Origin of the sequence: uncultured Muribaculum sp. (assembly GCF_910583865.1) — a bacterium.
GTDB lineage: Bacteria > Bacteroidota > Bacteroidia > Bacteroidales > Muribaculaceae > Muribaculum.
Genome location: NZ_CAJTYX010000028.1, coordinates 12,270 through 38,376 on the forward strand (window position 1 = coordinate 12,270; position 26,107 = coordinate 38,376).

Here is a 26,107-nt window from a genome sequence, read left to right on the forward strand (position 1 = left end):
AAATATTGTCGATTGGGATTATTATTTTTCGTCAGATGCAGGGGCATCGGTTGAGTCGTTGCCTTTGGCGCGACGCCAGCCGCGGCGCACGAGGGGCTTAGGTTGCGACTCGCGGTTCATGATTTCGTCGAGCCATGCCTGGTTGCGTCGTTTTGCCAGCGGGTTTTCCGACTCCGGAGCATCGTTTCCGTTGCGGGTGAAAGGCTTCTTGTCGTTCCGGCGGCCAAACGGACGGCCTTCGTCGTGGCGTCCGAAGGGCTTGCCGTCATCGTGCCTGCCGCCGAACGATTTTCCGCCGAACGACGGCTTGCGGCCGAATCCTCGTGGAGCCGGCTCCTCGTCGTCGAAACGCTTCTTACGACCCAGAGGCTTTGCACGATACTTTTCTTCGAGGGCGTTGGGCTTGCGCGGTCCACGGTCGCCATCCTTGCGGAAACGGGGGGTGTCACCGTTGCGTCCCCCGAATCCCTGCTTGCGTGCGTCGCGTCGCCACTCGTCGTCGGTCTTGCGACGTGCGGTTCTGTCGGCTTTGGGAGTGGCGTCCTGCTTGTCGAGATGCTTCCCTTCGCTTCGGAAATTCTTGTAGTTTCCCTCGAATATCTCATATTCGCGCAGTTCACATTCGAGCGAGCCGTTGTAGAGGGTGGCCTTCTGCGATGGGGCAAGGCCTATGTGGCGCATGTGCTCGTCCTGATAGCCGATGATCCATGCGCGGTAGCCCTTGAACACATTCTTCAGCCTGTTGCCGATGGTCTGATAGAGCGAGGCCATGTCATCGACCGATATGCGCTCGCCGTAGGGCGGATTGGTGACGAGCATGCCGTCGGCCGGCGCTTCGTCCCATTTCGCTATCGGCTTTATCTGAAGGTCAATCCAACGGCCCACGCCAGCCTGCTTGATATTTTTCTCAGCGATGGCTATGGCCTTGGGCGATATGTCGGCGCCGATAATCGGGAACTGGGGTGTGCGCTCGGAAGTGTCGTCGTTGTAAAGGCGTTCAAACAGCTCTTCATCGAAGTCGGGCCACTGCTCGAAAGCGAAATTGCGGCGATAGACGCCGGGATTTATGTTGGCGGCGATCATGGCGGCCTCGATAAGGAACGTGCCGGATCCGCACATCGGGTCGATGAGCGGACACTGTCCGTCGTAGCCGGCCTTGAGCAGTATGCCTGCGGCGAGCACCTCGTTGATAGGCGCTTCGGTCTGCGCCACGCGGTAGCCGCGCCTGTGGAGCGATTCGCCCGACGAGTCGAGTGACATGGTCACGCGGTTGCCGTCGATATGCACGTTGATCATCACGTCGGCATCCTGGAGCCGCACACCGGGACGCTTCCCCTCGCCGAGACGGTCCTGGAAATAATCGACGATGGCGTCCTTCACGCGATAGGTCACGTAGCGCGAGTGAGTGAACGTGTCGGAATTGACCACGGGGTCAATCGAGAATGTCTTGTCGACCGACAAGAGGGCGCTCCAGTCCATCTCCTTTACCATGTCGTAGAGGGTGTCGGGGTCGGATGCCGTAAACTTGCATATCGGCTTGAGGATGCGCAAGGCTGTGCGGCAACAGAAATTCGCCTTGTAGAGCATCTCGTTGTCACCCTCGAAGGAGACCATGCGCCTTCCGGCGGTGACGTTTTCAGCCCCGAGGCGTGTTAGTTCGGCGGCAAGAACATCTTCCAGTCCCTGGAAGGTCTTGGCGACCATTTCAAATTTTTCCGATTTCATCACTGCTTGATTCTAAGTATATTGTCGGCCTTGGCCTGTATAAGTCGTTCGCCGGGCGCCACATCGTTGGTCACCCATATGTTTCCGCCGATCACGGCATTGTCGCCCACTGTGATACGGCCGAGAATCGAGGCGTTGCTGTAGATAATCACGTTGTTGCCTATGACCGGATGACGCGGCACGCCCTTGACGGGATTTCCATTGTCATCGAGGTCGAAACTTTTGGCTCCGAGTGTGACGCCCTGGTATATCTTCACATGATGTCCGAGGATGGCGGTGGCGCCGATCACCACGCCTGTACCATGGTCGATGGTGAACGATTCGCCGATGGTGGCGGCAGGATGGATGTCGATGCCTGTCTCGCTGTGGGCACGCTCGCTTATCATGCGCGGGATTATTGGCACTCCCAGCTTTACCAGCTCATGGGCTATGCGGTAGTTGGCGATGGCCTTGATGCCTGGGTAGCAATAGAGCACTTCCTGGACGGATTCAGCCGCGGGATCGCCATGGTAGGTGGCCTCGACGTCGGTGTTGAGTACGCGGCGCAGCTCGGGGAGGGTCTCGATGAAGGCTGCTGCTTTGGTGATGGCGTCGCGCTGTATGGCCATATTGTCGGGCACGGCATCGGTGCAGCATGCCATTGATATGCCGGCATGGATCTGGTCGACGAGCAGGTGGAACAGCTTCTCCATCCACAACCCTGTGAAATATAGCACGTTCTCGCGGGTGACATCGCTGTCGCCGAAAAATCCGGGAAACACCAGAGCGCGCGACAGCGTCACGATGTCGCGTACCGCCTCATGCGACGGCAACGGTTCCCCTCGCCATTGCGAAGGGCAGATGTTGGTGAGGTTGTCGCCGTCGCTCAGGCGCGCAACCGTGTGGCGAAGCACCGCTTCGGCTCTCTGGTTCAATTCTATCATAGTGCTTTCTACGCGCGGTGCATACTGCCTGTCAATCAGGCGTCCGCTCTTTCATCCACAAAGTTAGCGTTTTTCCTACAATCCCGCACAAATATAGAGGCCAAAATAAGAGGTTGCTTAAAAACATTCGCGCCGAACGCACCGAGGGCACAGAGACGTAATGGGTTTACGTGACTCTGTGCCCTGCATATCCTACTTTATTGCCTATTCGATCCGACTGATTATGATATGGACTTTTGTTATATGCCCGGTGCCATGACTTTGGCAGTCCAAGTCCCGATCCGTATCAAATAGATCCCGGTGGCAGGTAAGGCAATATCAGTCGCTCCTACACCGGATTTCTGCCGGCATATCGATCGGCCATGGGTATCATATACCTCAATCAATTGTCCGGATTTTACATCATCCACATGAATCGACAAACCATGGACGGCAACAACAGGATTCCCCGAGGTAATCTCGTTGATGGTGGAAGTCTGGCCTGAATTCAGTGACAATCCAATCTTGTCCGTATCGCTGTCCCCCAACGATACATATGCCCGGAATGAGGAAAGACTGTCCCCGACAACTGCTTTCTTCAGATAATCACCTTCCTCATCCATGAGATAGCCACCCGCAGGGAAGTCGCGTGTAGAGGAGAATGTGCCTTCCATCATGGCATGACCCACCGGCTGAAGCGGAACAAAATTCACATCAGACATCATAAGTGTCCATTTGCCGCCGGCGTATCGGCCATCCAGCAGGAAAGGCATACCGGCTTTTGCCGATTCGATATATCCGAGACGTAAGGTATCACCTTCAAGTCTGTGTGGAATCGCCATATGACATCCTTCCGGCAAATATGATGCATCAATGCCTACGGGTAGACACACTGTGTTGAAATGACCGTTCAGATGTCGGGAATAATAGAGACCGTCTATTCTAAGAGGCGTGTCAAGAGTGAAATCCGACATGTCTACAAGTTTTGCCCGTCTGATATGATTGTCATATCCGACATTGTATGCGTCAAGAATGATTCCCGTAGAGTCTGTGTCAAAGAAAACGTTCTCGGCAGGTAGGCCCAGATCAATGAGCACACTGTCTCCATTAAAAGCCGCAACACGGTAATATTGCATAGGGGTCGGAGTCCCGGCACCGTCTTTAAGCAACAGCGGACGCCAATAACCTTGAATATATGGAACCGATTCGTAGAATTCCACCTTGTTCAGGTCTGTCGCGAGATTTCTGAAAGCATCCTTGTCAAGTGCGGTGATGTTTTTGTTTTTATTGTCGGCATCCGTCCCGGCCAATCCAAATATGGCATTCTTGAGATAGTAGCAGTTTTTGAACAGTTGCGATGCATTTGAATTCTCGTAGGAGGCAGCTATATTGCCCACCGTACAACCTATGCTGTCGACAATTATGTCCCCCATGTTATAGCAGTTCGAGGCTGTGCTTCCGGACCGGTTTCCATGGCTGTCCCAGTTTACCCATAGATTATGTGTCACTCCTCCGATCATGATGCCGGAAGCCTCCGCGCGGACTATACCGGCATTATAGCAGTTGCGGAGAGTGCCCGACCCTCCGGCGACACCTCCTATGCGAGAGCCTGTAGTCGATGAATGGACGTATCCGGCATTGTAGCTCGCAATAATGGTGGAACGTGAATTGTTGCTGCCGACGATACCGCCGACATTCATGCCTGAAGTGACTTCGCCCGTGTTGACGCAATTGCGTGCGGTCCCACCGCTGAGCCATCCTACGATACCACCGCAATCGCTATTATTCTCAATCGTGCCTACTGACCCGGCATTTATGCAATTCCTTACTTCGTCGATAAGTTTGCCTGCAATTCCTCCGGTGCTTTTACATCCTTCAACGATGCCCTCGTTAGTGCAATCATAAATGTTGGTGTGAAATTCTCCAAGCGGGAGAATGCCTCCGGCAAGATTCCGGCTGACGATATGACCATTGTTGGTACATTCATATATCTCCCCGCAATAACTTTTTCCGGCTATGCCGCCACACATGCTCTTTTCGCTGCCGGTAGAGATATTTCCGGAATTTCGGCTTGTATAGACCTTCGGCGTGTAGTATGTGTCATATTGACGGCCTCCGTTCAGATTACCGACGATACCGCCTACATACACGCTGTCTACATCGCAGATTATCTCGCCATGGTTCTCGGAACCATATATGCGTGAGTTGAAGTTATTGCTGCCGATTATGCCGCCCACGCATGAGCCGGGACACGTAGCTATAAGGCGACCACGGTTGATACACCCGGACACATAGGACGAATTGTTGCCGGCGATACCTCCTATGGCTGCCTCGTGGTCGCTCGTGACTACACCTTCATTGACCGAGTTTGTCACTGAAGAGGATACACTGCCCGTTATACCTCCGACACTGCCCCAATCCAGCGCTTTCACATATCCGACGTTGATGCAACTGTCGATTTTAGCGGCCGCAGAACCGGCAATACCTCCGGTCTCACAATTCCACATGGATCCATACTCGTCAGGATAGGTCCATCCGGAGATGTGACCGGCATTCCTGCATCTGATTATAATTCCGTCCGCGAGCTTGCCGACGATGCCCCCGGATTGATGTGTAGGGCCGACCGCACGAACCGTAGCTTTATTCTCACAATCCATCACAGTCCCTCTGCTGAGACCGATGATGCCACCCGTAGCTTCCCCGCCGCAGATGTAGCTGTCGGCTAATTTGAGGTTTCGGACCTCTCCTTCCTTGTCGATATAGCCAAACAGTCCGCTGTTTTTGGCAGACGCGTCATTTATGTAGAGGCCTGATATGGTGTGGCCGCCTCCGTCAAAAACTCCATAAAATCCTTTTCCGTAGGAATCGCGCCCTATGGGAGTCCAGGCATCAAGACTAAGGCTGTCGCCGCAAAGAGAACCGTCTGGGTCGAGCACGTGGGAGTTGATGGAAATATCCCTTGTAAGACGGAAATACTTGCCTCTGGTGTAAAAGTCCTTTGCCTCCATCAGCCGGCCAAGTACGAGCAGGGAGTGGCTGTCCTCTATTATGTAAGGCGTTTCAAGAGAACCGTCGCCAGGCAGGACTTCTGTTGTGTCGGCTGCGAGAGACGTGGATGGAAACGACAGGGATAGCAGCAACTGGCCGGAGAGGATTACCTTCGTTTTTTTCATAATTACTTTTCGTCACATCATGTCTCCCGGATGATGTGGATTGGGTTATAACGAAGAGACGTGGGAAACTGTCATTGCCCGTTCCCAATACAAGGCCTTCGCATTGCCCATCTCAAGGAACGAGCAACACGCAGAAGCCCACGTCGTATGTAACACGAAAACTCACATCGTCCACCGGGTGGGCGATGTGGCTGAATATTACATATCCATGAGCATCTACCGTTGCTTTCCCTGTTGAGATTTAGAAGTTGCGAAGTTCTGTATTGCAGGGATCAAGCGCCGATAAACGCCTCAAAAAATGTCATGCCTCCGCATGACGGTCAACCCTCCCGACACATTCATGCCCCTGCGGGGGCTTCTGCGTGTCTTGGAAGTGACTTTGCCAAAGGTATCACTTTTACTTCATGCTGCCAAATATCCATTGAAAAATTTGTAAAGCGTTATGAAAACGGACTGCATGAATTTGGGAATGCGGGGAGCAAGAGCTAATTTTGTCGATTATGCCGGTATGGAATCCGTGGCATGGATGCCACAAGACCAGCGAAGGGTGCAGGCATTGTTACGTCTATCGCGAAGATGCGGCCCGGGGAGTGAGTGTGCCCACAAACGAGGTGCATCGTACCGCCGCGTTCAATCTGCCGCTACGCCGCGACCGGCATAAGAACCTGAAATTTCCTTCCGGAACGCATTTCTGGCTATGCTTTACTTCTGATCTTCTGATTGAGGAGGCCGACGAATGGCGTGCCGACATATGGAGCATGATCAGGCAGCGGTCAGACTGCCACTTTACTTTTTTCACCAAACGCATCCACCGGCTCGGGGAATGCCTGCCACAAGACTGGGGCGACGGCTACGACAACGTGACCATAGGTTGTACTGTGGAAAACCAGGATCGTGCCGACTACCGTATGCCTATTTTCCTCAGCATGCCCATAAAGCACAGGCTTGTCGTCGTAGAGCCAATGATAGGGCCTGTCGACCTCTCGCTTTACCTCGATCCGGGCATAATAGATGATGTCTCTATAGGGGGCGAGTCGGGCAAATATGGTCGGACACTTGATTTCGAATGGGTAAAGGAGTTGTATCGGCAGTGTCGTGAGGCAGGAGTGGCATGCAGTTTCCATCAGACCGGATCGTACCTCCGCAAGGATGGCCGCGTCTACCATATACCGCGCGAACACCAGCACTCACAAGCGCGTATGGCTCTCCTGTCTATCACCTTTCCTGCCCGCTGACCCGCAGAAATCATGAAAATCATCCAAGTGCCAATATTTTGGCACTAAACAAGATTAACGGCAACAGACAATATATTGATATTGTCATTTCCATGACGGATAAATCCTTGTCAAAGGCATCCCTCTTAGACAAACACAAGATTGACCGCATCCATTGAAACGGAGAGGGTGGCGGGGGCACCTGATAGGAGGGGGAGGTTGTGGGCGACATGGCCGACGGGAAAACCGAAAGCGACGGGGCAACGGAGGGTGGAGAGCATCGGTGCGAGCATGGAGTACATGTCGGTATGGTTGCGGTCGGGGCGGTAGTCGGTAAACCGGCCTACGATGACTCCGGCCACCCTGTCGAGGAAGCCGCACAGGCGCAGCTGCCATATTATGCGCTCTACTTTGTAAATGGGTTCGGCGATATCCTCGATGAAGAGTATGGTTTCCTCGGGAGCGGCGAACGGTGAGACGGGGGTGGATATGAGCGCGGATATCACGGCAAGGTTGCCTCCGAGCAGACGCCCCGAAGCTGTGCCGGGAAGGTTGAGCGGATGGGGCGCCACCTCATATATGGGGTGTTCCCCTTGCAGGATGGAGAAGAGGCGCAGATTGTCGGCATCATCGGCCTCGTGCAGTGCGAGGGCCTTGCACATGGAGGCATGTATGGAGACAACGCCATGGGAATTGAGCAACGCATGCAGTGCGGAGATGTCGCTGAAGCCCACAAGCCAGCGCGGATCGTCGAGCCACTGTCCGACAGGGAAGCGCGGCAGCAGGTGCACGACGCCATAGCCGCCACGGGAGCAGAGCACCACGCGCACGTCCGGATCGGAAAGAGCCACGTCTATGTCGGCAAGGCGTTCGTCGAGAGTGCCGCTGTAGGATCCGTTCTCGCCGAGGGCATGCGGTTCCACGACAGGCACATATCCATGCGCCGATATCCATTCGCAGGCACCGGCCACGTAGTCGGGATTGATGATGCTCGCCGGGGAGATGATGGCAATCTTGTCGCCCTTGCGGAGGGGGCGCGGGAATATGGTCTCCATACTTCAGGCTGTCACTATCTTTATGCCGGTAGCTGCGGCTATGCGTGCTGCTATGGCATCAAGTTCGGGGCGCTCCACTTTCTGTAGGTCGGCTTCGGGAGTAGCACGGTCGATGGAGTATAGCATCACCTCGCGCGGAGCTATCCGGCGATATGCTTCGATGAGGGCGTCAATCTCCTCCGGGACGGTATTGTCTATATGCCGTCCGCCGTGGTTGCCGCGCAGCAGCATGGTCTGGATTATGCACTTGTCTCCCATGGCGGCAAGTTGTGGAATCAGCTTCTCGCAGGTGAAATCCGGCGAATTGGGCTGGTCGATAAGGCGCATGGTCGGAGTAAGGGCCGAATCAAGCTTGAGAATGCAATTGTCGGCCATGAGCAGTCCCCGGCGCACGTCCTCACGGTCGAGCCGCGTCGAATTGCACAGCACCGACACTTTCGCTTCCGGGAAATAACGATCCCTGACTTCGAGGGTATCGGAAATGATACCCTCGAAGTCAGGATGTAATGTGGGTTCCCCGTTGCCGGAAAAGGTAATCACGTCGAGCGACTGTCCGCGTGAACGCATGTCGGCAAGCTTGGCTTCAAGGTCACGCTTCACCTCGGCTCGCGACGGTAGTCCCGTGGTGCCCGGACCTTGGGCATTCCAGCCCGCTTCACAGTACACGCAGTCGAACGAGCAGACCTTCCCGTCGTCGGGCGATAGGTTCACTCCGAGCGAGGTGCCGAGACGCCGCGAATGTATCGGGCCGAAGATGGTGGAATGGAACAGTACACGTTGCATATCTTAATCCTTTTCAGGCAAAGATACGAATAAGTCGAGCGCAAAAGCAAATTTATTTGGTTTTGCCGAGCGTGAGTATCTAAGATTCAGAAACTGTACTGGCATGTGAGGCCGATGCGGTTCACCCAGCGTCGGTCGCCGCCGAGATTCTTGCGCGCACCGAAATCGTATTCGGCGCCGAGAAGCAGACGCGACGTAGGATTCCAGAATATGTTGGCGGCTCCGTAAAGACCGTACTTATAGAGTCCGTCGTTCTGTACGTCGCCCGGATAGAGGCGTACTTCGCTGAACATCACCGTGGAGTAGAGGTCGGGACGGAAGTTATACTGCAATGCGGCATACCATGCGAGCGACGTGGGCGCGCGCATCGATCCGGGGGTCTCTACATCGGGAAGCATGTCAAGGCCGCGTGAGGAGCATTGCAGGTCGTTGTTGAGCGAGGCGATACCTTTTCCTACATTGATGCTGCCGTAGAAGCGAGTGGCCGGGAGCGGGTCGGCCACGGTGCTGAGATGTGCGCCCCACCCGATGGTGCGGTGGTTGCCGGCGGCCACCTCGTTACGGTACTCAAGGCCGCGGATTATACCTGACAGGCGGATGTGATATAGTCCGTCGGCCCACTGGTACTGTGCGAAAGCGGCTACGTCGGGCATGAAAGCGTTGCATGCGGAAGCAATGCCTACATAGTCGGGCACCTGGTCGTTGGGAGCTTCGACAGATGCAGCCACGCTCCAGCGGTTGCCCTTGAAGGTGTGCATATAGCGCAACAGCATGGTAGTCTCGGAAATCTCGGCGTTGGGTCCTTGCGGGTCCACTGTGTTAGGGCAGGCGGCGGGGTCGGAGAAGGTAGTGTTGGCATAACCGAGAGTCCAGTCGCCGATGCTCGCATATGCCTTGTCGAGCTTGAATCCGTAGCCGTTCATTCCGCCACCGGAGAACTTGGCACTGATGTACAGCTGATACCATCCGAAACGGTCGCTTTTTCCGAACAAACGCATGAACAGTTTCGATTGGCTCGCGGTAGCTCCGATGCGGTGCCGCTGTGTGTTGTCGCGCACCATCGGTATCTCGAATGTGACGAACCCATTGTCGTTTATCGTACCGTTCCAGTCATAGTAGCCTATGGCGTTGAACTGGCCGCCTATGCCGAGTGCAAGGCGCGAATCCTTGCTCATGAACATGAAGTACGGAGCCAACGGATCGTGGGCATGGCGGAACTGGTCGAAATAAAATTTACCCATCAGTTCCTGACGTGCCGCCTCGGCGGCCGAGCCGGACGCCGATGAGCCTTCACCGAAATAAATGGTCTTGTGGCCATGGTCTACTGCAATGTCCGGAGCGGGTTGCTCGGCATTGATCTGGGCAAACGAGGCCACCGTGGCGGTACACATGGAGGCCAGCAGAAGTTTACGTAACGACATAATAAAGACGATAGAAAGTTGTTATTTAATGTTAACAACATTCTATCGTCCGATTATGTTGAATTAAATTCGATATTTAACTATATGGATCTCTTCGGATGACCTGCGGTCGGTCACTGCGAAAAATCCGGAGAGGCTATTCCACCTCCTTGGCGATTGAAGCGGCGATGGCAGACATACGGTCGGCGTCGAGCGTGAGATGCTCTCCGAAGAAGTTCATGTCGGCCTCACGGTTGATGGGCACGAGATGGATGTGGGCATGGGGCACTTCCAGCCCCATCACTGCGACTCCGACACGCTTGCAGGGGAGTGCTTTTTTCATTGCCGATGCCACTTTCTTGGCAAAGAGCTGCAGGTCGGCATATTCTTTGTCGGTGAGGTCGAATATATAGTCGACCTCCCGCTTTGGGATGACGAGCGTGTGTCCCTCGGCCACGGGGCTTATGTCGAGAAAAGCGTAGTGGCGGTCATCCTCGGCCACCTTGTAGCTGGGAATTTCGCCGGCTACAATCTTCGAGAAAATACTTGCCATAGCTCCAGGGCGTCAGAATGAAATTTCGACGATTTCGAACTTGGCCGTGCCTGCCGGAATCTTGATTTCCACGATTTCGCCGAGTTTATGGCCGAGCAGGCCCTGGGCCACGGGTGTGGACTGGGCGAGCTTCTTCTCGCGCAGGTTGGCCTCGGAGTCGGCCACGATAGTGTACTCCATGGTCATGCCGTTGGCCACATTGCGTATCTTGACTTTGTTGAGCACCTGCACCTCTTCGGTGTTGAGCTTCGACTCGTCGAGGATGCGCGCGTTGGCCACGAGATCCTTGAGCTGTGAAATCTTCATCTCAAGCATACCCTGGGCCTCCTTTGCGGCGTCGTATTCGGAATTTTCTGAGAGGTCTCCCTTGTCGCGGGCCTCTGCGATAGCACGTGATATCTCCGGACGCTTCACGCTTTCAAGGTAAGCGATCTCGTCCATCTTCTTCTTGTACCCTTCGCGGGTCATGTAGGTGATAGCCATATTTCTGTTTTTTAAATTGACAAAAAAATTAAAGGAATCTCGACCCATCCGGGCGAGACCCTTACGCTGAACTTGCGCCACACTGTCATGGTGGCGGCTTCCTAAATGTTACGATGCAAAGGTAGGCATTTAATTTCATATCGTGAGCATTTGTAAACATGTTTTATAACACCTGATTCTGATGAATGGATGATTTTAACAATTATATTGAAAACAATTGTATGCAGGATGACGTTTTATTTGCAGAACCGCGGAATAGCGGCGGGATATGAAATCCCGATTGTGGTTAATGGCGGATGAAATCGCCGCCGGTCGCTTGTTCCGAACAAATATTCACGAAAAAAGATGCGACCCCTTGCGCAGGGAGTCGCATCTTCTTCTTTGGTAGTATATATTTATCAGCGCAGGATACGCTTGGAGGATGTGCCGTCGGGGAAACGCACTATGTAGACGTTTCCTTTGACGGGGGCTTTCACTTCCACACCCTGGAGATTGTAGTATATGGGTTCACCCTCGAGTCCGTCGGCGGTTATGCCGTCGATGCCCGACGTGGAGACGACGACATCGTTGGAGAACGGCGACTCGCCTACGTGGTAGAGGGTGGTGACATTATATACATGGCTTCCGTCGGATGTGGCATCGACATATTCCTCTCCATCGGTCGTAGCCAGCCACACGCCGTCGCGATAGATGTTGTAGCCCTTTATCTCAATCTTCTCCATCGGAGCGGTAGCGGGAGTGAAGGATATGTCATCAATGACGATACCCTTGTTGTCCTGCGTGGAGAGTGATGCACGTATGGCTGCATACTTTGCGTCATCGGGAAGAGTCACCTCGTATCTTACAAATCCCTTCTCCGGATCGCTCTCGAAACCTGCAGGCACATCCATAGGCTCTCCATAAGGGGTGAAGTCGTCGATGGAGGTGCCTGTGGACGAATACAGCACCTGAATCTTCTCGGGTCTGATCTGCCCGAAGCTCACCGCTGCCGAATGAGCCCAGAACGATATGGTCGTTTCTCCCGGGAAAAGTTGCGGGAGAATCAGCCAGTCGGAGCTTTCACCCTCGTTAGCACCCCATGCCACGAAAGAATTCTTGCCCGAGCGGGCATTGACGCCTAATCTCGACAGGTCGAGTTCGGGATATGTGCCGACATGCGCCACCTGGAATGCCATAGGCGCATTTGCGTTTGGCTGCATGAACCAGGAGGAGGCTACCACAGTCGACTTGCGGTCGGCGTCATACATCATGTAGTCACCGATAGAGCCGGCAGGATTGTCGGCGGTCACACCACCGAAGTCCCATGCGGTAAACGACTCCAGGTCGTCGGTAAACGCTCCGGGGTTGCGTTCCTCGGCGGCGTGCTCCCATGTCAGTCTCACCGCGTCGCGCTCCACAGCGGCGGCAAGGGTGGATATGGCCGGGAGGCGCGGGGTGTCGACGTGTACCGACATCATGGACTCATTGTTGGAAGCAAGCTCGTCGCCGTCGATTACCACCTCGGCCTTAAGCTCGATGTCGGTGACATTGACCGGGAACGTGACATCGACCGGCACGGTAATAAAGGCATCGGATGCGACAGCCTCACCGCGTCCGCTCGCAAGTATGCGTCCTTCACCCGATAGGTTTATGACATAATCCGATGCTGCGGCGACTCCATCGTTGAGCAACTTTACGGAATATGTCGCCGACGTGCCACCCACCACCTTGGTCGGACCGCTGAATGAGACAATGCCGAGATCCACGTTGTGCATGTCGGCAATACGTATATTGTCGAGCATCATGTCGATGTACTCCTGTGAGGATGCACGGAAACGCACCTGGAAGCAATCGGAACTCTTGAACCGGGTGAGGTCGATGCTGACGCACTGCCATTCGGCGCACTCCGCCGACATGCTTTTCACTGTCTCCCACGAGACTCCACGGTCGGGCGACACACTGACGTCGAATGCTATAGGCCCTTCGGGTGAATTCATCCAGAACTTCAGCACGGGCGATTTCAAGGTGGTCAGGTCGATGACGGGCGACACCAGCGAAATCGTACCCTTAGAGGAATATTTCACCCATCCAAGGTCGCCGTCCTGGGAATAGTCGATACCGTCATATCCCTTGGTGGTGGGCGTCCACGAGGGGTAATCCGGTCCTTCCTGCACCGTCACCCACGGCGACATGGTCTCCTTGCCACCGGCGAATGATTCCGCGAACGGGGCAGCGTAGGCGTTGCCGAAAGTGATGCTGTTTGAGCGTGTGCCTGTGCTGCTACCGGTGGCATTGGATGCGAATACGATGTACTGGAGGACTTGCTGCACTTCAACCGGTCGGCTTTCATCGGTATAGGAACAGCCGGGGAGGTCTCTTGCGATGTCCGCGGAGTTGGAGGCGAGCGCCACCCTGTAGGTGATCGATTCCGGGGCGATATATCCGCCGTTGGCGCCCACGGCAGGGGCTTCCCACGTAAGGATGGCGCTGCTGCCCTGCTGGCGCAGCATGACATCGGACACAGGCGCAGGCGTGTCAAGACCGACATAGGCCGAAGCGATCGATGCATAGCCCTTCCCTGCAGCGCTGTAGAATACCATTGAATATTCATTCATCCCGTGGATCGGAGACTTGTCGGTAATCGAAACCGTTTGACCCGGTACGGGATTGTCGACAGAGCCGATGAAGTTTCCGGTGGTAAGATTGGTAAGCTCGGCTTTTACAAGGGTTTCGAGAGTCGATCCATCGACCGCTTCAGCAGGGGCGACAGAAGAAACCGTGGCTTCGATAGCCCCCATTGGGGCGGCATTGACAAACATGTCGGCCGGTGCGGCCGGCGCTCCTCCGGCAACAGGTTCGGAGACCCTGATGCTATACATATATATGCCGCTCATGTACTTCTCGCTGATGCCGTGGATCCCCAGATGGTATGTTCCGTCGGCTTCCGGGATGAACACTGTAGAGGAAGTCTCATTATTGCCTGTGGTAAGGACGGTAGAGCCGAGTACCGGGATGGTCATGTCTGCGGCGGATGGTGAGGTTCCGGCCTTGACTTCGAAATGCTCCTCATATCTCGCGGTTGACGAGCGTGCCACTACTTCTATGGTGTAGCGGCAGCCGCCTTTAAACTCAATGGGCGGAGTGATTATCCAGTCGTCCGTGTTGTTTGTGCGATGATAGTCGCAACGTACACCGTTGATGCTCCATGTCCATGTCTTGCCGTCGGCATTGGCGTCGATGACAGTGCAGAACTTGAATTGTTCCTCGTCGGTGAAGTCGAGCAAGAGCGGGGCTGAGAACGTGGTGCCGAGAGTCAGCGGTGCAGATATTGCGGCTGTTCCATGTTTTCCGGCATATGATGCGGCCACATGATAGCGATAGTCGCCCAACAGCGAAGGGAGTGCCACATCGGTGCAAGATGTCGCGGGAATGTCAGCGGCTACGGTCTTGCCGTCGGGCATGCGCGTTACTGTGTATGTGATTGCTGCCGGATCGACATGTCCGCCGTTGGCGCCGGCGGACACGGCATCCCAGCTTACAACCACGGCATCGGCGCTCTTCTTGGCGGACACCGAAGCCGGGGAGGCGGGAACATCGTCACCGGCATATACGGATATGCGGGACTGTGCGCCACGGCCGTCGGAAGATACGGCATAGACGGTCAGGCAGTGCAAGCCTTCGGCGAAAGTGACATCGCGGCTGACCGAGGCGCCGGGAGCTGCTTCTCCGGTCATTGTCTCCTTGCCGTCATCCTCCACGACATAGCGCAGCGTTGCGGTAATCTTGTCACCGGCTATGGTCGCCGTCGGCATCGTGAAAGCGACAGTCCCCGAGAGTGAGTTGCCCTCAAGGTTTACGGACAGCATCTCCACAGCCTGCGGACCTTTGAGGTCGGCCACCGAACTTCGGGAATAGAGTCCTGTGAATTCCTCGTCATTCTTGAACGTACACACGCGTGTAGCAGCACCTGTGGCCGTATCAATCCTGAACAGAGCCGACAGGTCGGCATTGCAGGCCGCCCAATACATCTCCTTGGTGGTAAAGTCGAAGCACCCCGACTGGTTCCAACGTGCGGGCACGAATCCGGTGGGTCCGACGAGGATATGGTCACCGGTGGCGCGGTCGAAACGATAGAGGTCGCCGGTAGAGGCGACACCGAATATGTCACCGTCATCATCGGCTGCCAATGCGATAAAGGCCATCGGGGCGGAGCCTTCACGCAGGTCTATATCCTTGATTTCAGCCACGGTGCCGTCGGAAAGATTCAGTGTGCCGAACACGAATCCGGATCCGGAAGGGTTGAGGAACACGCCATAGACCTTATTGTCGACAGGACACCAGGTGAGGTCGGACGCTGTGGTGGTGAGCGGTATGTCGGTCTGCGACAGCAGCGTCCACGAATCTGCGTCATAGGCATACATGGTGTTTTTCTGAATCTTCCCGGTGTTGGGCACATGGGTCAGCACATAATACTTACCGTCGACATAGACAGCACCGCCGTTGGCATAGATATTCGTGGCTCCGGGATGGTATTCGAGAGTAACCACGGGATTTTCCTCGGCAAGAAACTTATAGATGCCGGCGTTCGTGGCATCCTCGTCGCCCCAGCTGCGGGTATAGATGAGATTGCCGTAGAGGGTAGGGGTGAGGGATGCAACGGCATGGGCTACACCCGTAAGACTCATGCAGAATAAGAACGCAAGAGCCGATAACAAGCTTTTTCGCATTACAGTGGAATATATACATGCGTATGCCGGGCCATGATGCATTACGGCCCGGTATACGTTGGATTATTATTTGGTGTCAAGGGTCAGGGTAGCGGATTTCACGCCGGGAGCTGAAGCCTTGAAGGTGATTCTGCCGGGTGTGTCGGCAGTGCGGACTACGGCTGTCAGCTGTCCGTGGAAGAGCGACATCTGTGGTGCCTGGAACGATTCAAGCGACGCTGGGTCGCCATTGGCGGCGGCATGGTAGGAACCTGCGCCCTTCACTGAGAATTTCACCTTCTGCGAGGCGTCGGGGCAAAGGTTTCCGTCCTTGTCGACCACCTTGACATTGATGAAAGCCATGTCGTGTCCGTCGGCCAAGTAACCGTCGCGGTCGGCGGTCAGCACGAGCTTGTAAGGCTTGCCGGCAGTGTGCATCTCGGCGGTGTCTACAGGCGCGCCGGAGGCATCGTAGGCCACCACTTTAAGTGTGCCGGGCTCATACTTGGTATCCATCCACATCAGTCGGTATCTCTTCTGCCGTTCGAAGCTTTTCTGAGCCGCCTCGGTGTAGGAACTGTCGATGCCTACCGAAAGGTCTTTCTTGCGTCTCCCTTGGCTAACCCCGTTGATAAACAGCTCTGCCTCGGGATGGTTGGTATAGACGAACACGGGAGTCACCTCGCCTTCGCGGCCCGGGAATGTCCAGTGGGGCACGATGTGCAGCGTGGACGCGTCGCGGTTCCAATGGCTGCGATAGAGGTAGTAGCGGTCCTTGGGGATACCTGCGAGGTCGATGATGCCGAACAGCGAGCTATGGCTCGGCCAGTTTGTATAATAAGGCGTAGGCTCGCCGAGGTAGTCGAATCCGGTCCATACGAATTCCCCTATGCAGTAAGGGAGGTCCTCATGCTGTATGAAATCATCCTCGGGTAGGTTCGACCAGCCGCAATGTTCCACGTCGTAGCCCGAAGCCTGGTGGTCATCATACGTGGCCATGGCCTTTCGCTCCACCGGAAATTTGTAGACACCTCTGGAGCTTACAGTAGAGGCGGTCTCTGTGCCGAGCACGATCTGCTGGGGGAGCTTCTGATATGCCTCCCGGTATTTGAATGGGCGGTAGTTGAAGCCGGCGACATCCATTATGGCGGCGAAATTGTTGTTGAGCACCGCGTCGGGGCCGTCCATGCCCTGTGTGACGGGGCGTGTCGGGTCGAGCCTGTGGCATATGTTCTGTAGGAAATATGCGGTCTTTACATCACCCGGATGCCATTGCTCCGACACCTCGTTGCCGATGCACCACATCACCACTGACGGGTTGTTGCGGTAGTTCCTTATGAGATTGGTGAGATCCTTCTCGGCCCAGTCGTCGAAGAGGAGGTTGTAGCCGTTCTTCACCTTCGGTCGTTTCCATTCATCGAAGCTCTCGGCCATCACCATCATCCCCATCTCGTCGCATGCCTTTATCAGCTCCGGGGCAGGCATGTTGTGGGAGGTGCGTATGGCGTTGCACCCCATATCCTTCAGCATGCGTATCTGGCGGCGTATGGCGGCATCGTTGACGGCGGCGCCGAGCGGGCCGAGGTCATGATGGTTGCAGACGCCTTTGAACACTGTCTTTTCGCCATTCAGGAAGAACCCTTCGTTGGGGCGCACCTCTATCGAGCGAATTCCGAATGTTGTGAGGTATTCGTCCTTGACGACGCTTCCGTCGATAAGCTCGCTTTTGGCGCGGTAAAGCTCGGGCGAATCGGGCGACCACAGCGCGGGGTGCATGACCACGAACGACTGGCGCACGGTGCTGTCGTTGTACTGTAGGTCGGCGAGGCGTGTCGTGGTCGACTTCACCATCTCTCCGTCGGGCGAATAGATTGAGGTGCGTAGCGAATAGGCCGACTCGTCGGCCCCGGCAGGGAGCTTTATCTCGGTGGCGACGTCGACCTTGGCCCACTCCTTGCTGACTTCGGGAGTGGTGATGCTGGTGCCCCACACCGGTATGTGGGCCGCATCTGTGACGAGCAGGTGGACGTTGCGGTAAAGTCCCGCGCCCGGATACCATCGCGAGGACTCGGGCAGGTTCTCCAGACGCACGGCGATATTGTTTTTCTCGCTTGGTTTTACAAGGTCGGTTATGTCGAAATGGAATGAATTATAGCCGTACGGCCAGTATCCCGCTTCTTTGCCGTTGACATACACGCGCGCATGCGACATGGCTCCGTCAAACTTCAAGGTGACACGCTCGCCGTTCTTAAGTGCGGGAATGTCGACATCGTTGCGATACCATCCGGTGCCTACGAACGGTAGTCCGCCCGTGCGTCCGGCATGTTCCATGGCCTCTTTCTGGCCGTCCTGGGCGATAGCCACTTTCTGCATGTCGTTCTGCCAGCTGAATGGCCCGTAGATGGCCCAGTCATGTGGAACGGTGACCTGCTGCCACGAGCGGTCGTCGTAGGCGGGAGACGAAAATACAGTGCTGTCTTGCCGGGTAAATCGCCATCCCTTTTCGAGGAGCTGGCTGCTGCGCGCCGATGCGCTCAATGCTACCGCCGCCGTCAGAGCCAGACAGGAAAGGGTTCTTTTCATAATAAGTACTTTTTCAATTCAAGGTAATCAATAATGTTTGGTGATACAAATGTAGTACATAATTGACATTAATTCAAATTTTTGAGTCATGCCTTTATAAAGTTATGTATTATTAGCCAAAAAATTTCTTAATGCAGCGGTTACGGATGGAGGCCTCCTAATATCGGATGGTATGCAAAAACGGCGGTGTGTCACTTTGATGCGACACATCGCCGTCAGTAATTATCTGCGTCGGAATCAGTCGGCAAGCCAGCGCGGGTCGCCTGCTTCGTTGAGATATATTATGGAGGAATGGTCCTTGATGGTCAGGTCGCCGGCGTCGGGGTTGACGAAGATGTCGGCGGCGGCTGCTCCGGCGCTTGTGGCGTGTATCTGCGTTCCTCCGAGTTTATAGTCGGTAGTGACGTAGTTGTTGGAGAATGAGGTGCGCGTGCCCGATCCCAGCGAGAGCAGTTCGCCCATGTTGGAAGCGATGACGGTGTTGCGCACCGTTACAGCTGAGCGCTCCGTGTTGGATATGTCAATCAGGCGGTTGTTGATACAGAAATCATAGAACGTGACATTCTCTATGATGAGGTTGACGGGATGTGACGACTGGGAGTGGTTGATGAGGTTGCCCCAACCGAACTTCTCGTTCTGACTGTAGCCTCCGCGTGAGAATGTGCTGTTGCGGATGGTGATATTGTCGATTTTGTCGTATGCGCCGACCTCACCCTTGTTTCCCGATCCGAAGGCGAACGTGCCGTATGTGCCGGACTGCCATCCGCATTGGTCAAACCAGCAGTTGTCTATCTCCACGTTGGCGATATGCTTGGTATTGGCACCCTGGTGACGCCAGAAACCACGGCGTATCTGCCGGAAAACGCAGTTGGTGAACGATGCGGTCTCCATCTCATAGGGATTGCCCGAGTTGAAGAAGTACTGGTTGTCCGACTGGTTGCGCAGCTCCACGTTCTCAAATCCGAAAGTGGCCACATTGGCATTGGCGGCAATGCTCCAGGTGCCGTTGAGCACTATTATGGGACGGTCGCCCGTCTCCGGGCCATGGATCACGAATCCTTTCTTTATGGCGAAAGGCGAGATGGTGTAGGTGGTGCCCGCGAGGAGGTCGTAGACAGTGCCTTCCGGTGTCTCGGGATCGTCGTTGGCGGCAATCAGCATGGCCGAGAAGTCGTCGGTAGGCTCAACCTCGACAGTGGCGGGAGCCGGTCCGGTAGTGCGCAGCGACACGGCATTGTAAGGTTTGTCGTACTTGCGAGGCTTGGAGGTATCGTAGATGTTCACGGTATAAAGCGTGGAGGGGACGAGTCCCGTCACATGCAGCTCGCCGGCCTGACGCTCTTCCGAAGTGAGGTAGCGCGACACCGACGGAATCTCGTCGGAGAGGGCGGGCACTACCGAAAAGCTGTCGACAGGATTGTCCAGGTCGACGCGCCAGCGTATCATGGCGTCGTTGTCGCCGATTTCGGTCTTTGACACGCCCATGAGCAGTTGCGCATATTCGGGGCGCGCTTCCGTGGCGAAGTTGCATCGCGCCCATTGCGAGTTGTTTGCTGGGTTTGCCGCGTTCGAGCGTACACGCACATAGAATGTGGTGGCATAAGGGATGTCCTGTATCGACACGAACGGGTCGGCGGTCTCCACTTCCATGAATAGGCGCTGGTAGTAGCCGTCCTCGAAGAGTTGCACGGTGTAGCCGACGGCATCGTTGACCTTGTACCACACGAGGGTCATGTCGTTGTGGTTCTTTACGGTGACTTCTGGGCTTGTGGCGAAGCGCGGCTGGAACAGGTCGCCTCGCGAGGTGAACTTGTCATCGTCGTCGCATGCCGTCATTGCAAGCATGGCTGCGGCAATCGCCGCGAAGCTGGATATATTGTATTTCATGATTCTATCGATTTTGAAAGAAGAGAGGATTAACGGTAACCGTATTGCTGCTGGATGCTGCCCTTGTGGGTGGTGATGATGCGTCCGGGATAGGGACATAGATAGCGCACCGGTGTGGCGGGTGTCACAGAGGACTCGTTACTGAAGTTGATAAACCCACGGAAACTCCATTTCACGTCATCATGAATTTCAAGCTGTTCGGTCTCCTTGTTGCGTACCTGCCAGTTCATGGCATAATCCTGGGTCTTTTTCCAACCTTCCGAAACCGGATGGTCAATGTCAGGACCATACTCTTTCAGCCCTCGGAATTCAAGCCGGATACGGCCATTGGCATCTGTCGTCTCACGGATATATATCCTGTCGCGGACATCTCCACGGGCGCCGTCACCCCAGGCACGTTTTCCCCAGTCGACCAAGGTCTTGTAGACCTTTATCAGAGTCTCGGAGTATTTGTTCCAACGGGCAAGGTCGTACTTGCGGATGCCTTCGCCGCCGAACTCCCATGCACGTTCGTTCACTATGGCATTGAAGAAGGCTTCCGGGCCGGCGAGCCCTTCAACGTAGGCCTCGACCATCTCGGCATGTAGCGACGGGTCGAAAGCGCGGCGGCGCACCTTTTTGAGGGCTTCCTTGGCGTCGGCTGTCGGGCCGTTGAGTTCATTCTCGGCCTCCGCGTACATCAGGAGCACGTCGGCGTAGCGCATGCGCACGGCGTTGATGCCGGTCGAGCCGGCGGTGCCCGACATCATGTTGCCGAGGTCCATGTTCATCTTGTTCCATTTGCCGACTCCCCAGCCCGACACGCAGCTCTTGCCGAGATCGACTTCCTGGTTGAGATCCTCATCGTATTTATAGGGTACGCAGGTGACATCAAGGCGCAGATCGCGCTGGTCGAAGGTGAATGGATAGAGTCCGCAGTAGCTTATGCGGTTGGTGGCCTGCCCGTAGGGGTGGGCAGGGTGGTCCTCGTTGAATCCGATTGTGACACCTATATTGTATCCGTAGGATCCGTTGCCGTCCTTACGCATCGGAATCTCGAATATCATGTCACCGTCGCGGAGCACCTGCCAGCGGCATTCGCGCGCCCACATCTCGGCGAAGCTCTCCCGGTCGAGCGAGTGGCGTCCTTCCGAAATGACACGCCCGAGATAGGTCTTTGCCGTGCGATACCAGTCGAGATAGTCGTCGGCACGGCTCATGACGCCCTCTGAACCGCCGGGACGCAGCGCATAGCCTCCGCGATAGAGGCATAGCTGCCCTATGAGCGCCTGACAATATTCGCGCGACGCGCGCTCGACACCCTCGGTAAGGTCGGCGGCGGGGAGCATCATATCCTCCACGCCGATGAGGTCGTTGACAAGATTTTCAAGGATGACGTTGCGGTCGGTGACACCTTCGCCGTAGAAATCGATGCCGACTTTGGTCGACTCCGTACGGTAGGGAACGTCGCCCCACGTGCGGATAAGGTCGAGATATATCATGGCGCGGAGGCATTTGGCCTCGCCGTACATGTGCTGCATCTGCGAAGGGGTGCCCGACACTTCTGCGGAAAAGAGCGGGGAATCCTGCATGTTCTCGATGAAGTCGTTGCAGTAGTTGACAGCCTCGTAGGCCGAGTTCCAGGTGCTTTCAAGCGACCCCCACAGTGAGCGCATGTCGAAGCAGTGCACCTCGTCGCCGTTGCCGGAGGTGGAGAACTGGTTGCCGTTGGATTTCATCTCCACGTCGGTATTGGTGTTGAACGTGTAGGGCCATGCCAGTCCATAGAGGTTGTTGGCGGTAAGCTTGGTGTAGACGGTGTTGAGCATCGCCTTCGTCTCGTCCTCCGACGAGAAGATGTCGTCGTTGGTGATCGATGAGTCGGGACTTACGTCGAGGAAGTCCTCGCATGCCGAGAGCGACAGGGCTGCCGCACCGAAAGCGATATAACGGAATATGTTGGTTTTCATGACTGTTGACGGAATAAGAGGTTAGAAAGCGAGCTGCACTCCGAAAGTGTAGGTGCGTGAACGCGGATACATGTTGTAGTCGATGTTGGGAGACGTGCCCTGGCCTATGTTCACCTCGGGATCATAACCGGAATAGTTGGTGATGGTGAAGAGGTTGTAGCCGGTGGCATAGAAGCGGCACTTCGACATGTGGAGATGGCGCAGTATCGACTTGGGTAGCGAGTATCCGAGGGTGAGGGTCTGGAGACGCATGAAAGAGCCGTCCTCCACGCCGTAGGTAGAGATAAACGACTTGGTCATGTTGGCGGGATTCCACATCGTGGCGTTCTTGTTGTAGGCGGCCATCACTTCGGGCAGACCGTACATGTCGTTGCCCATCTCGTCGTAGCGGTGCCACATGCCGGAGAATTCGGCGGAGAGGTTGCGGTAGGCGCTCGCGCTCGACGGCATGAGGCTCATGTTGATCTTGTTGAGGTTGACCACGTCGAAACCGGCCATGAAGTTGAAGAATGCCGCGAGGTCAAATCCCTTGAAAGTGGCGTTGAGGCCGAAACCTCCGGAAATCTTCGGGCTTGTATCACCTATGATCTGGCGGTCGTCGGCGGTGAGCACGTTGGCGTTGGGGTCGTCGGGATCGGTCTTGGCGATCTTCTTGAACTTGGGCGAGCCGGGGGCGAGATTGCCGCAGAGCAGCGAGCAGTCGACCACGCCGGGCTTGAGGGTGTAGACGGAGTTCTTGCCGTCGGGTATGCAGGTGAAATCGTCGACCGTGTAGAACCCGTCATTTACATATCCGTAGATGCGGCCCATCTTCTGCCCTACGCGGTACCAGAACACGTCGTCGTTTACATCGACCTTCGGCGCGGTGGTGTAGAATGCATCCTCGCCTTCCGAAAGTTTGTCGATCTTGCCGTTGTTGAATCCGATGTTGAAGCTTGCGCTGAGGGAGTAGTCGCGTCCTTCGAGTATGAATGCGTTGAGGTTAAGCTCCACACCCCTGTTGGATGTCTGCCCGATGTTGGTCATCATCTGGGTGAAGCCGGTGTCGCCCGGGATCTGTGTCGCGAGCAGGAGGTCCTTGGTGGTGTTCCAGTACACGTCTACCGTGCCGTCAACACGTCCGTTGAACATGCCGAAGTCGAGACCTAAGTTGCGGGTGATGGTGGTCTCCCACTTCACATCGGGGTTGACGGGATATTTGCTCTGGAACTCATAGTACTTGCCCGAAGGGAGCAGGCCGGAGGCCTTCGACTCGTCACCAGTCTTGTAGAGTTTGATATAGAGGTCGGAGTCGATGCGGTCGTTGCCCGACATACCGAACGACAGGCGCACCTTGAGGTTGGAGAGCCAACGGAAATCCTTTAGGAAGCGCTCGTTGGAAAGACGCCATGCCAGAGCGGCTGCGGGGAAGAAGCCCCAGCGGTTGCCACGGGCGAACTTCGACGAACCGTCGGCACGCAGGGTGACGGTGGCGAGGTAGCGGTCGTCGTAGGAGTAGTTGACACGCCCGAACCATGAGAGGATGCGCACGTCGGAAGGGTGTGTCCATGTGTGGCTCAGGAGCTGCCCGAGATGACGGTTGGCAAAGGCGAGATTGGCGTTGACATCCTCGTCGGCGGGAAGGCCCATGAGCGCTCCGCGCAGGTAACCCACATAGTCTTTGTTGACATTCTCCTGCTGGCTCTTCATCTCCTGTCCGGCCATGAGCTGGAAGTCGTTTGGCCCGAGGTCGAAGTTCCAGTTTACCACGTTGGTCATCTGCCATTTGTGGCGTCCCTTGAGCTGGTCGGTGAGGTTGGGCCCGACGGTCTTTGAGTTGCTGTTGGAGTTGGCTGCGTTGAACTGGCGGTCGCTCTCGCGGAAATATTCGTAGTAGAACTCGTTGCGCAGCGTCAGGCCCTTCTTGAACGTCCATGTCAGGGCACCGCCGAGGTTGATGAGGCGCGATTTGCGGCGACGGTAGAAGCGGCGGTTTGTCTCCAGCGGATCGTAGTGGAAATACTCCACGAAGGTGTCGTCATCGACGATTTCCGAGTTCTCGGGCGCGGAAGTGAAGTCCTGAAGTCCGTTGGTGGGCTGTTCCTGGAGAGCGGTGAGCAGCGATATGCCCTCGGTGCCTCGGCCGGAGAGGGTCTTGTCCATGTAGCGCGTGCGATATTCTATGCCGAGCCACTTGAACGGTTTGAAATTGAGGTTGATGTTGGCGTTGTTCTGCACCAGGCCGTTGTCGGGCATCACCGAAGGTTGGTCCTGATGCATGTAGGAGAGCTTGTACTTGAACTTGTCGGTACCGCCCGTGATGCTCGCGTCGAGCGACCATGAGGTGGGATGCGTGCCGAAGATGATGTCCTGCCAGTCGTGCCCCTCCACGCCCTGGTAGATATACATCTCATAAGGCATGCCGAATGTGGTGGAGTGGCCTCCGTAGCCGTCGCGCTCGTTGCCTCCCTTGGGGGCTATACGCTCGAGGTTGGCCCACACGAAGTCGTAGGGTGAGAGCACGTCGATCTTGTTGGAAAGCTCGGAGGTCTTTACGTAGGCGTTGACCGACACCTGCACCTTACCCTTGTTGGCCTTCTTGGTGGTGACGAGCACTACGCCGTTGGCGCCGCGCGCACCATAGATGGCCGTGGAGGCGGCATCCTTCAGCACCTGTATGTCCTCGACATCGGTGGCGGGTACATCGTTGAGCGAGCCTTCAAATCCGTCGATGAGCACGAGAGGCTCGTTGCTCTGGGTGAGCGAGCCTCCGCCGCGCACGCGCACGGTAATCTCGGCGTCGGGCGAGCCGTCGGCGGTGGTCACCTGCACACCGGGCATACGTCCGACGATAGCCTCGCCGACATTGGCCACAGGCATGCGCTCGATAGCCTTGGCATCGACCGAGGCCATCGAGCCGGTAAGGTTGCCGCGCTTCTGTGTGCCGTAGCCGATCACCACCACCTCGTCCATGAGGGTGGAGTTCGTCTCAAGGAATATGTCTATTTCCGAGGTGCGCCCTTTGAGAGCCACCTCCTTGGGGTCGTAGCCCACCGAGCGCACTTCGAGGACCGCCTTGGCGGGATTCACACCGGAAAGGGTGAAATTGCCGTCGAGGTCTGTGGCGGTGGCTATTGTCGTGCCTTTTACCTGCACGGTAGCTCCGATGACAGGGCCGTCGGCGTCGTTGACAGTACCGGTGACGGTGGCGGTCTGCGCCCATGCCCCGGCCGTAAAGGCCAGGAGCATGAGTAATGAGAGGATTATCTTGTTCTTCATAACAGTGTTTCCTAATTGGGGTTAGAGGTTAAGGCTCGAAATGATCTCGTCGAACGTCATCGATGACTCTTCCGGCTCGGGGGTGAATCCGTAGGCTTTCATGGAGTAGCCCTTGGCGCGTGTGTTGCCCGAGGCGTTGATGGTGACATTGCCGGTAGTATTCATCCATGTGGCCGCTCCGCTATTGGATGAGCCTACGAGGCAGTCCTTGATATCGACGGTGACGGCGGCCGTGGCAGGCTTGATGTCGCACAGTGTGAAGGCATCCCCCTTGGTGTCGAGGAACCGGCAATTGTCGAATTTTATCATGATGGGTCCATCGGCCTTTTCAAGGCCCTTCATGAAGAAGGTGCTGCTCTTGAAATTGCCATGGAAGAGACAGTCGGAGAACTCCCAGTTGTAGATTATTACTGTCCGCTAAACCATAAATCAGAGAGTCCAACATCTTGAAAGGCAG

General features: G+C 55.8%; 15 protein-coding genes. 1 reads left to right on the forward strand and 14 read right to left on the reverse strand.

Annotated features, from left to right (window positions below; all coding sequences use genetic code 11):
- Positions 1-21: 21 nt before the first annotated feature.
- The 3 genes from QZ303_RS07415 to QZ303_RS07425 all read right to left on the reverse strand — a co-directional run bounded on the left by QZ303_RS07415 (position 22) and on the right by QZ303_RS07425 (position 5,800).
- On the reverse strand, positions 22-1,725 hold the full coding sequence (locus tag QZ303_RS07415; RefSeq protein ID WP_295731229.1) for a THUMP domain-containing protein: 1,704 nt from the start codon (positions 1,723-1,725) through the stop codon (positions 22-24).
- Entirely contained in the window at positions 1,725-2,648 is a 924-nt protein-coding gene (locus QZ303_RS07420; RefSeq protein WP_295731231.1) for a serine acetyltransferase, read from the reverse strand. Before QZ303_RS07420 ends, QZ303_RS07415 begins: the two co-directional genes overlap by 1 nt.
- 239 nt (positions 2,649-2,887) lie before the next feature.
- A complete protein-coding gene (locus QZ303_RS07425; protein WP_295731233.1) occupies positions 2,888-5,800 on the reverse strand; it encodes a hypothetical protein in 2,913 nt (970 codons plus the stop codon).
- A gap of 500 nt (positions 5,801-6,300) precedes the next feature.
- Between QZ303_RS07425 and QZ303_RS07430 the strand changes: the two genes are divergently transcribed.
- The gene (locus QZ303_RS07430) at positions 6,301-7,035 is read left to right on the forward strand and encodes a DUF5131 family protein (RefSeq protein WP_295731235.1); all 735 of its coding nucleotides are present in this window, start codon (positions 6,301-6,303) and stop codon (positions 7,033-7,035) included.
- A 125-nt stretch (positions 7,036-7,160) separates the two neighbouring features.
- On the opposite strand, the gene QZ303_RS07435 is transcribed toward QZ303_RS07430, so the two are convergent.
- The 11 genes from QZ303_RS07435 to QZ303_RS07485 form a co-directional block, all read right to left on the reverse strand.
- On the reverse strand, positions 7,161-8,069 hold the full coding sequence (locus QZ303_RS07435; RefSeq protein WP_295731237.1) for an LD-carboxypeptidase: 909 nt from the start codon (positions 8,067-8,069) through the stop codon (positions 7,161-7,163).
- Positions 8,070-8,072: 3 nt separating this feature from the next.
- On the reverse strand, positions 8,073-8,852 hold the full coding sequence (locus QZ303_RS07440; protein WP_295731239.1) for a radical SAM protein: 780 nt from the start codon (positions 8,850-8,852) through the stop codon (positions 8,073-8,075).
- Positions 8,853-8,938: 86 nt separating this feature from the next.
- Complete coding sequence (locus QZ303_RS07445; protein ID WP_295731241.1) at positions 8,939-10,273, reverse strand: hypothetical protein; 1,335 nt, start codon at positions 10,271-10,273, stop codon at positions 8,939-8,941.
- Between the two features lie 136 nt (positions 10,274-10,409).
- Complete coding sequence (locus QZ303_RS07450) at positions 10,410-10,805, reverse strand: HIT family protein (protein WP_295731243.1); 396 nt, start codon at positions 10,803-10,805, stop codon at positions 10,410-10,412.
- Between the two features lie 12 nt (positions 10,806-10,817).
- Complete coding sequence (gene greA, locus QZ303_RS07455; protein WP_295731245.1) at positions 10,818-11,288, reverse strand: transcription elongation factor GreA; 471 nt, start codon at positions 11,286-11,288, stop codon at positions 10,818-10,820.
- Positions 11,289-11,686: 398 nt separating this feature from the next.
- On the reverse strand, positions 11,687-15,994 hold the full coding sequence (locus QZ303_RS07460; protein ID WP_295731247.1) for a choice-of-anchor J domain-containing protein: 4,308 nt from the start codon (positions 15,992-15,994) through the stop codon (positions 11,687-11,689).
- A 66-nt stretch (positions 15,995-16,060) separates the two neighbouring features.
- Complete coding sequence (galB, locus tag QZ303_RS07465) at positions 16,061-18,556, reverse strand: beta-galactosidase GalB (RefSeq protein WP_295731249.1); 2,496 nt, start codon at positions 18,554-18,556, stop codon at positions 16,061-16,063.
- A 237-nt stretch (positions 18,557-18,793) separates the two neighbouring features.
- Positions 18,794-20,443, reverse strand: a complete 1,650-nt coding sequence (locus QZ303_RS07470; RefSeq protein WP_295731251.1) for a DUF5123 domain-containing protein — start codon at positions 20,441-20,443, stop codon at positions 18,794-18,796.
- Between the two features lie 29 nt (positions 20,444-20,472).
- Positions 20,473-22,392, reverse strand: coding sequence for a RagB/SusD family nutrient uptake outer membrane protein (locus tag QZ303_RS07475; RefSeq protein ID WP_295731253.1), 1,920 nt, complete (start codon positions 22,390-22,392; stop codon positions 20,473-20,475).
- A 21-nt stretch (positions 22,393-22,413) separates the two neighbouring features.
- Positions 22,414-25,650, reverse strand: coding sequence for a TonB-dependent receptor (locus QZ303_RS07480; RefSeq protein WP_295731255.1), 3,237 nt, complete (start codon positions 25,648-25,650; stop codon positions 22,414-22,416).
- Positions 25,651-25,671: 21 nt separating this feature from the next.
- Complete coding sequence (locus QZ303_RS07485; RefSeq protein WP_295731257.1) at positions 25,672-25,992, reverse strand: hypothetical protein; 321 nt, start codon at positions 25,990-25,992, stop codon at positions 25,672-25,674.
- Between the last annotated feature and the right edge of the window lie 115 nt (positions 25,993-26,107).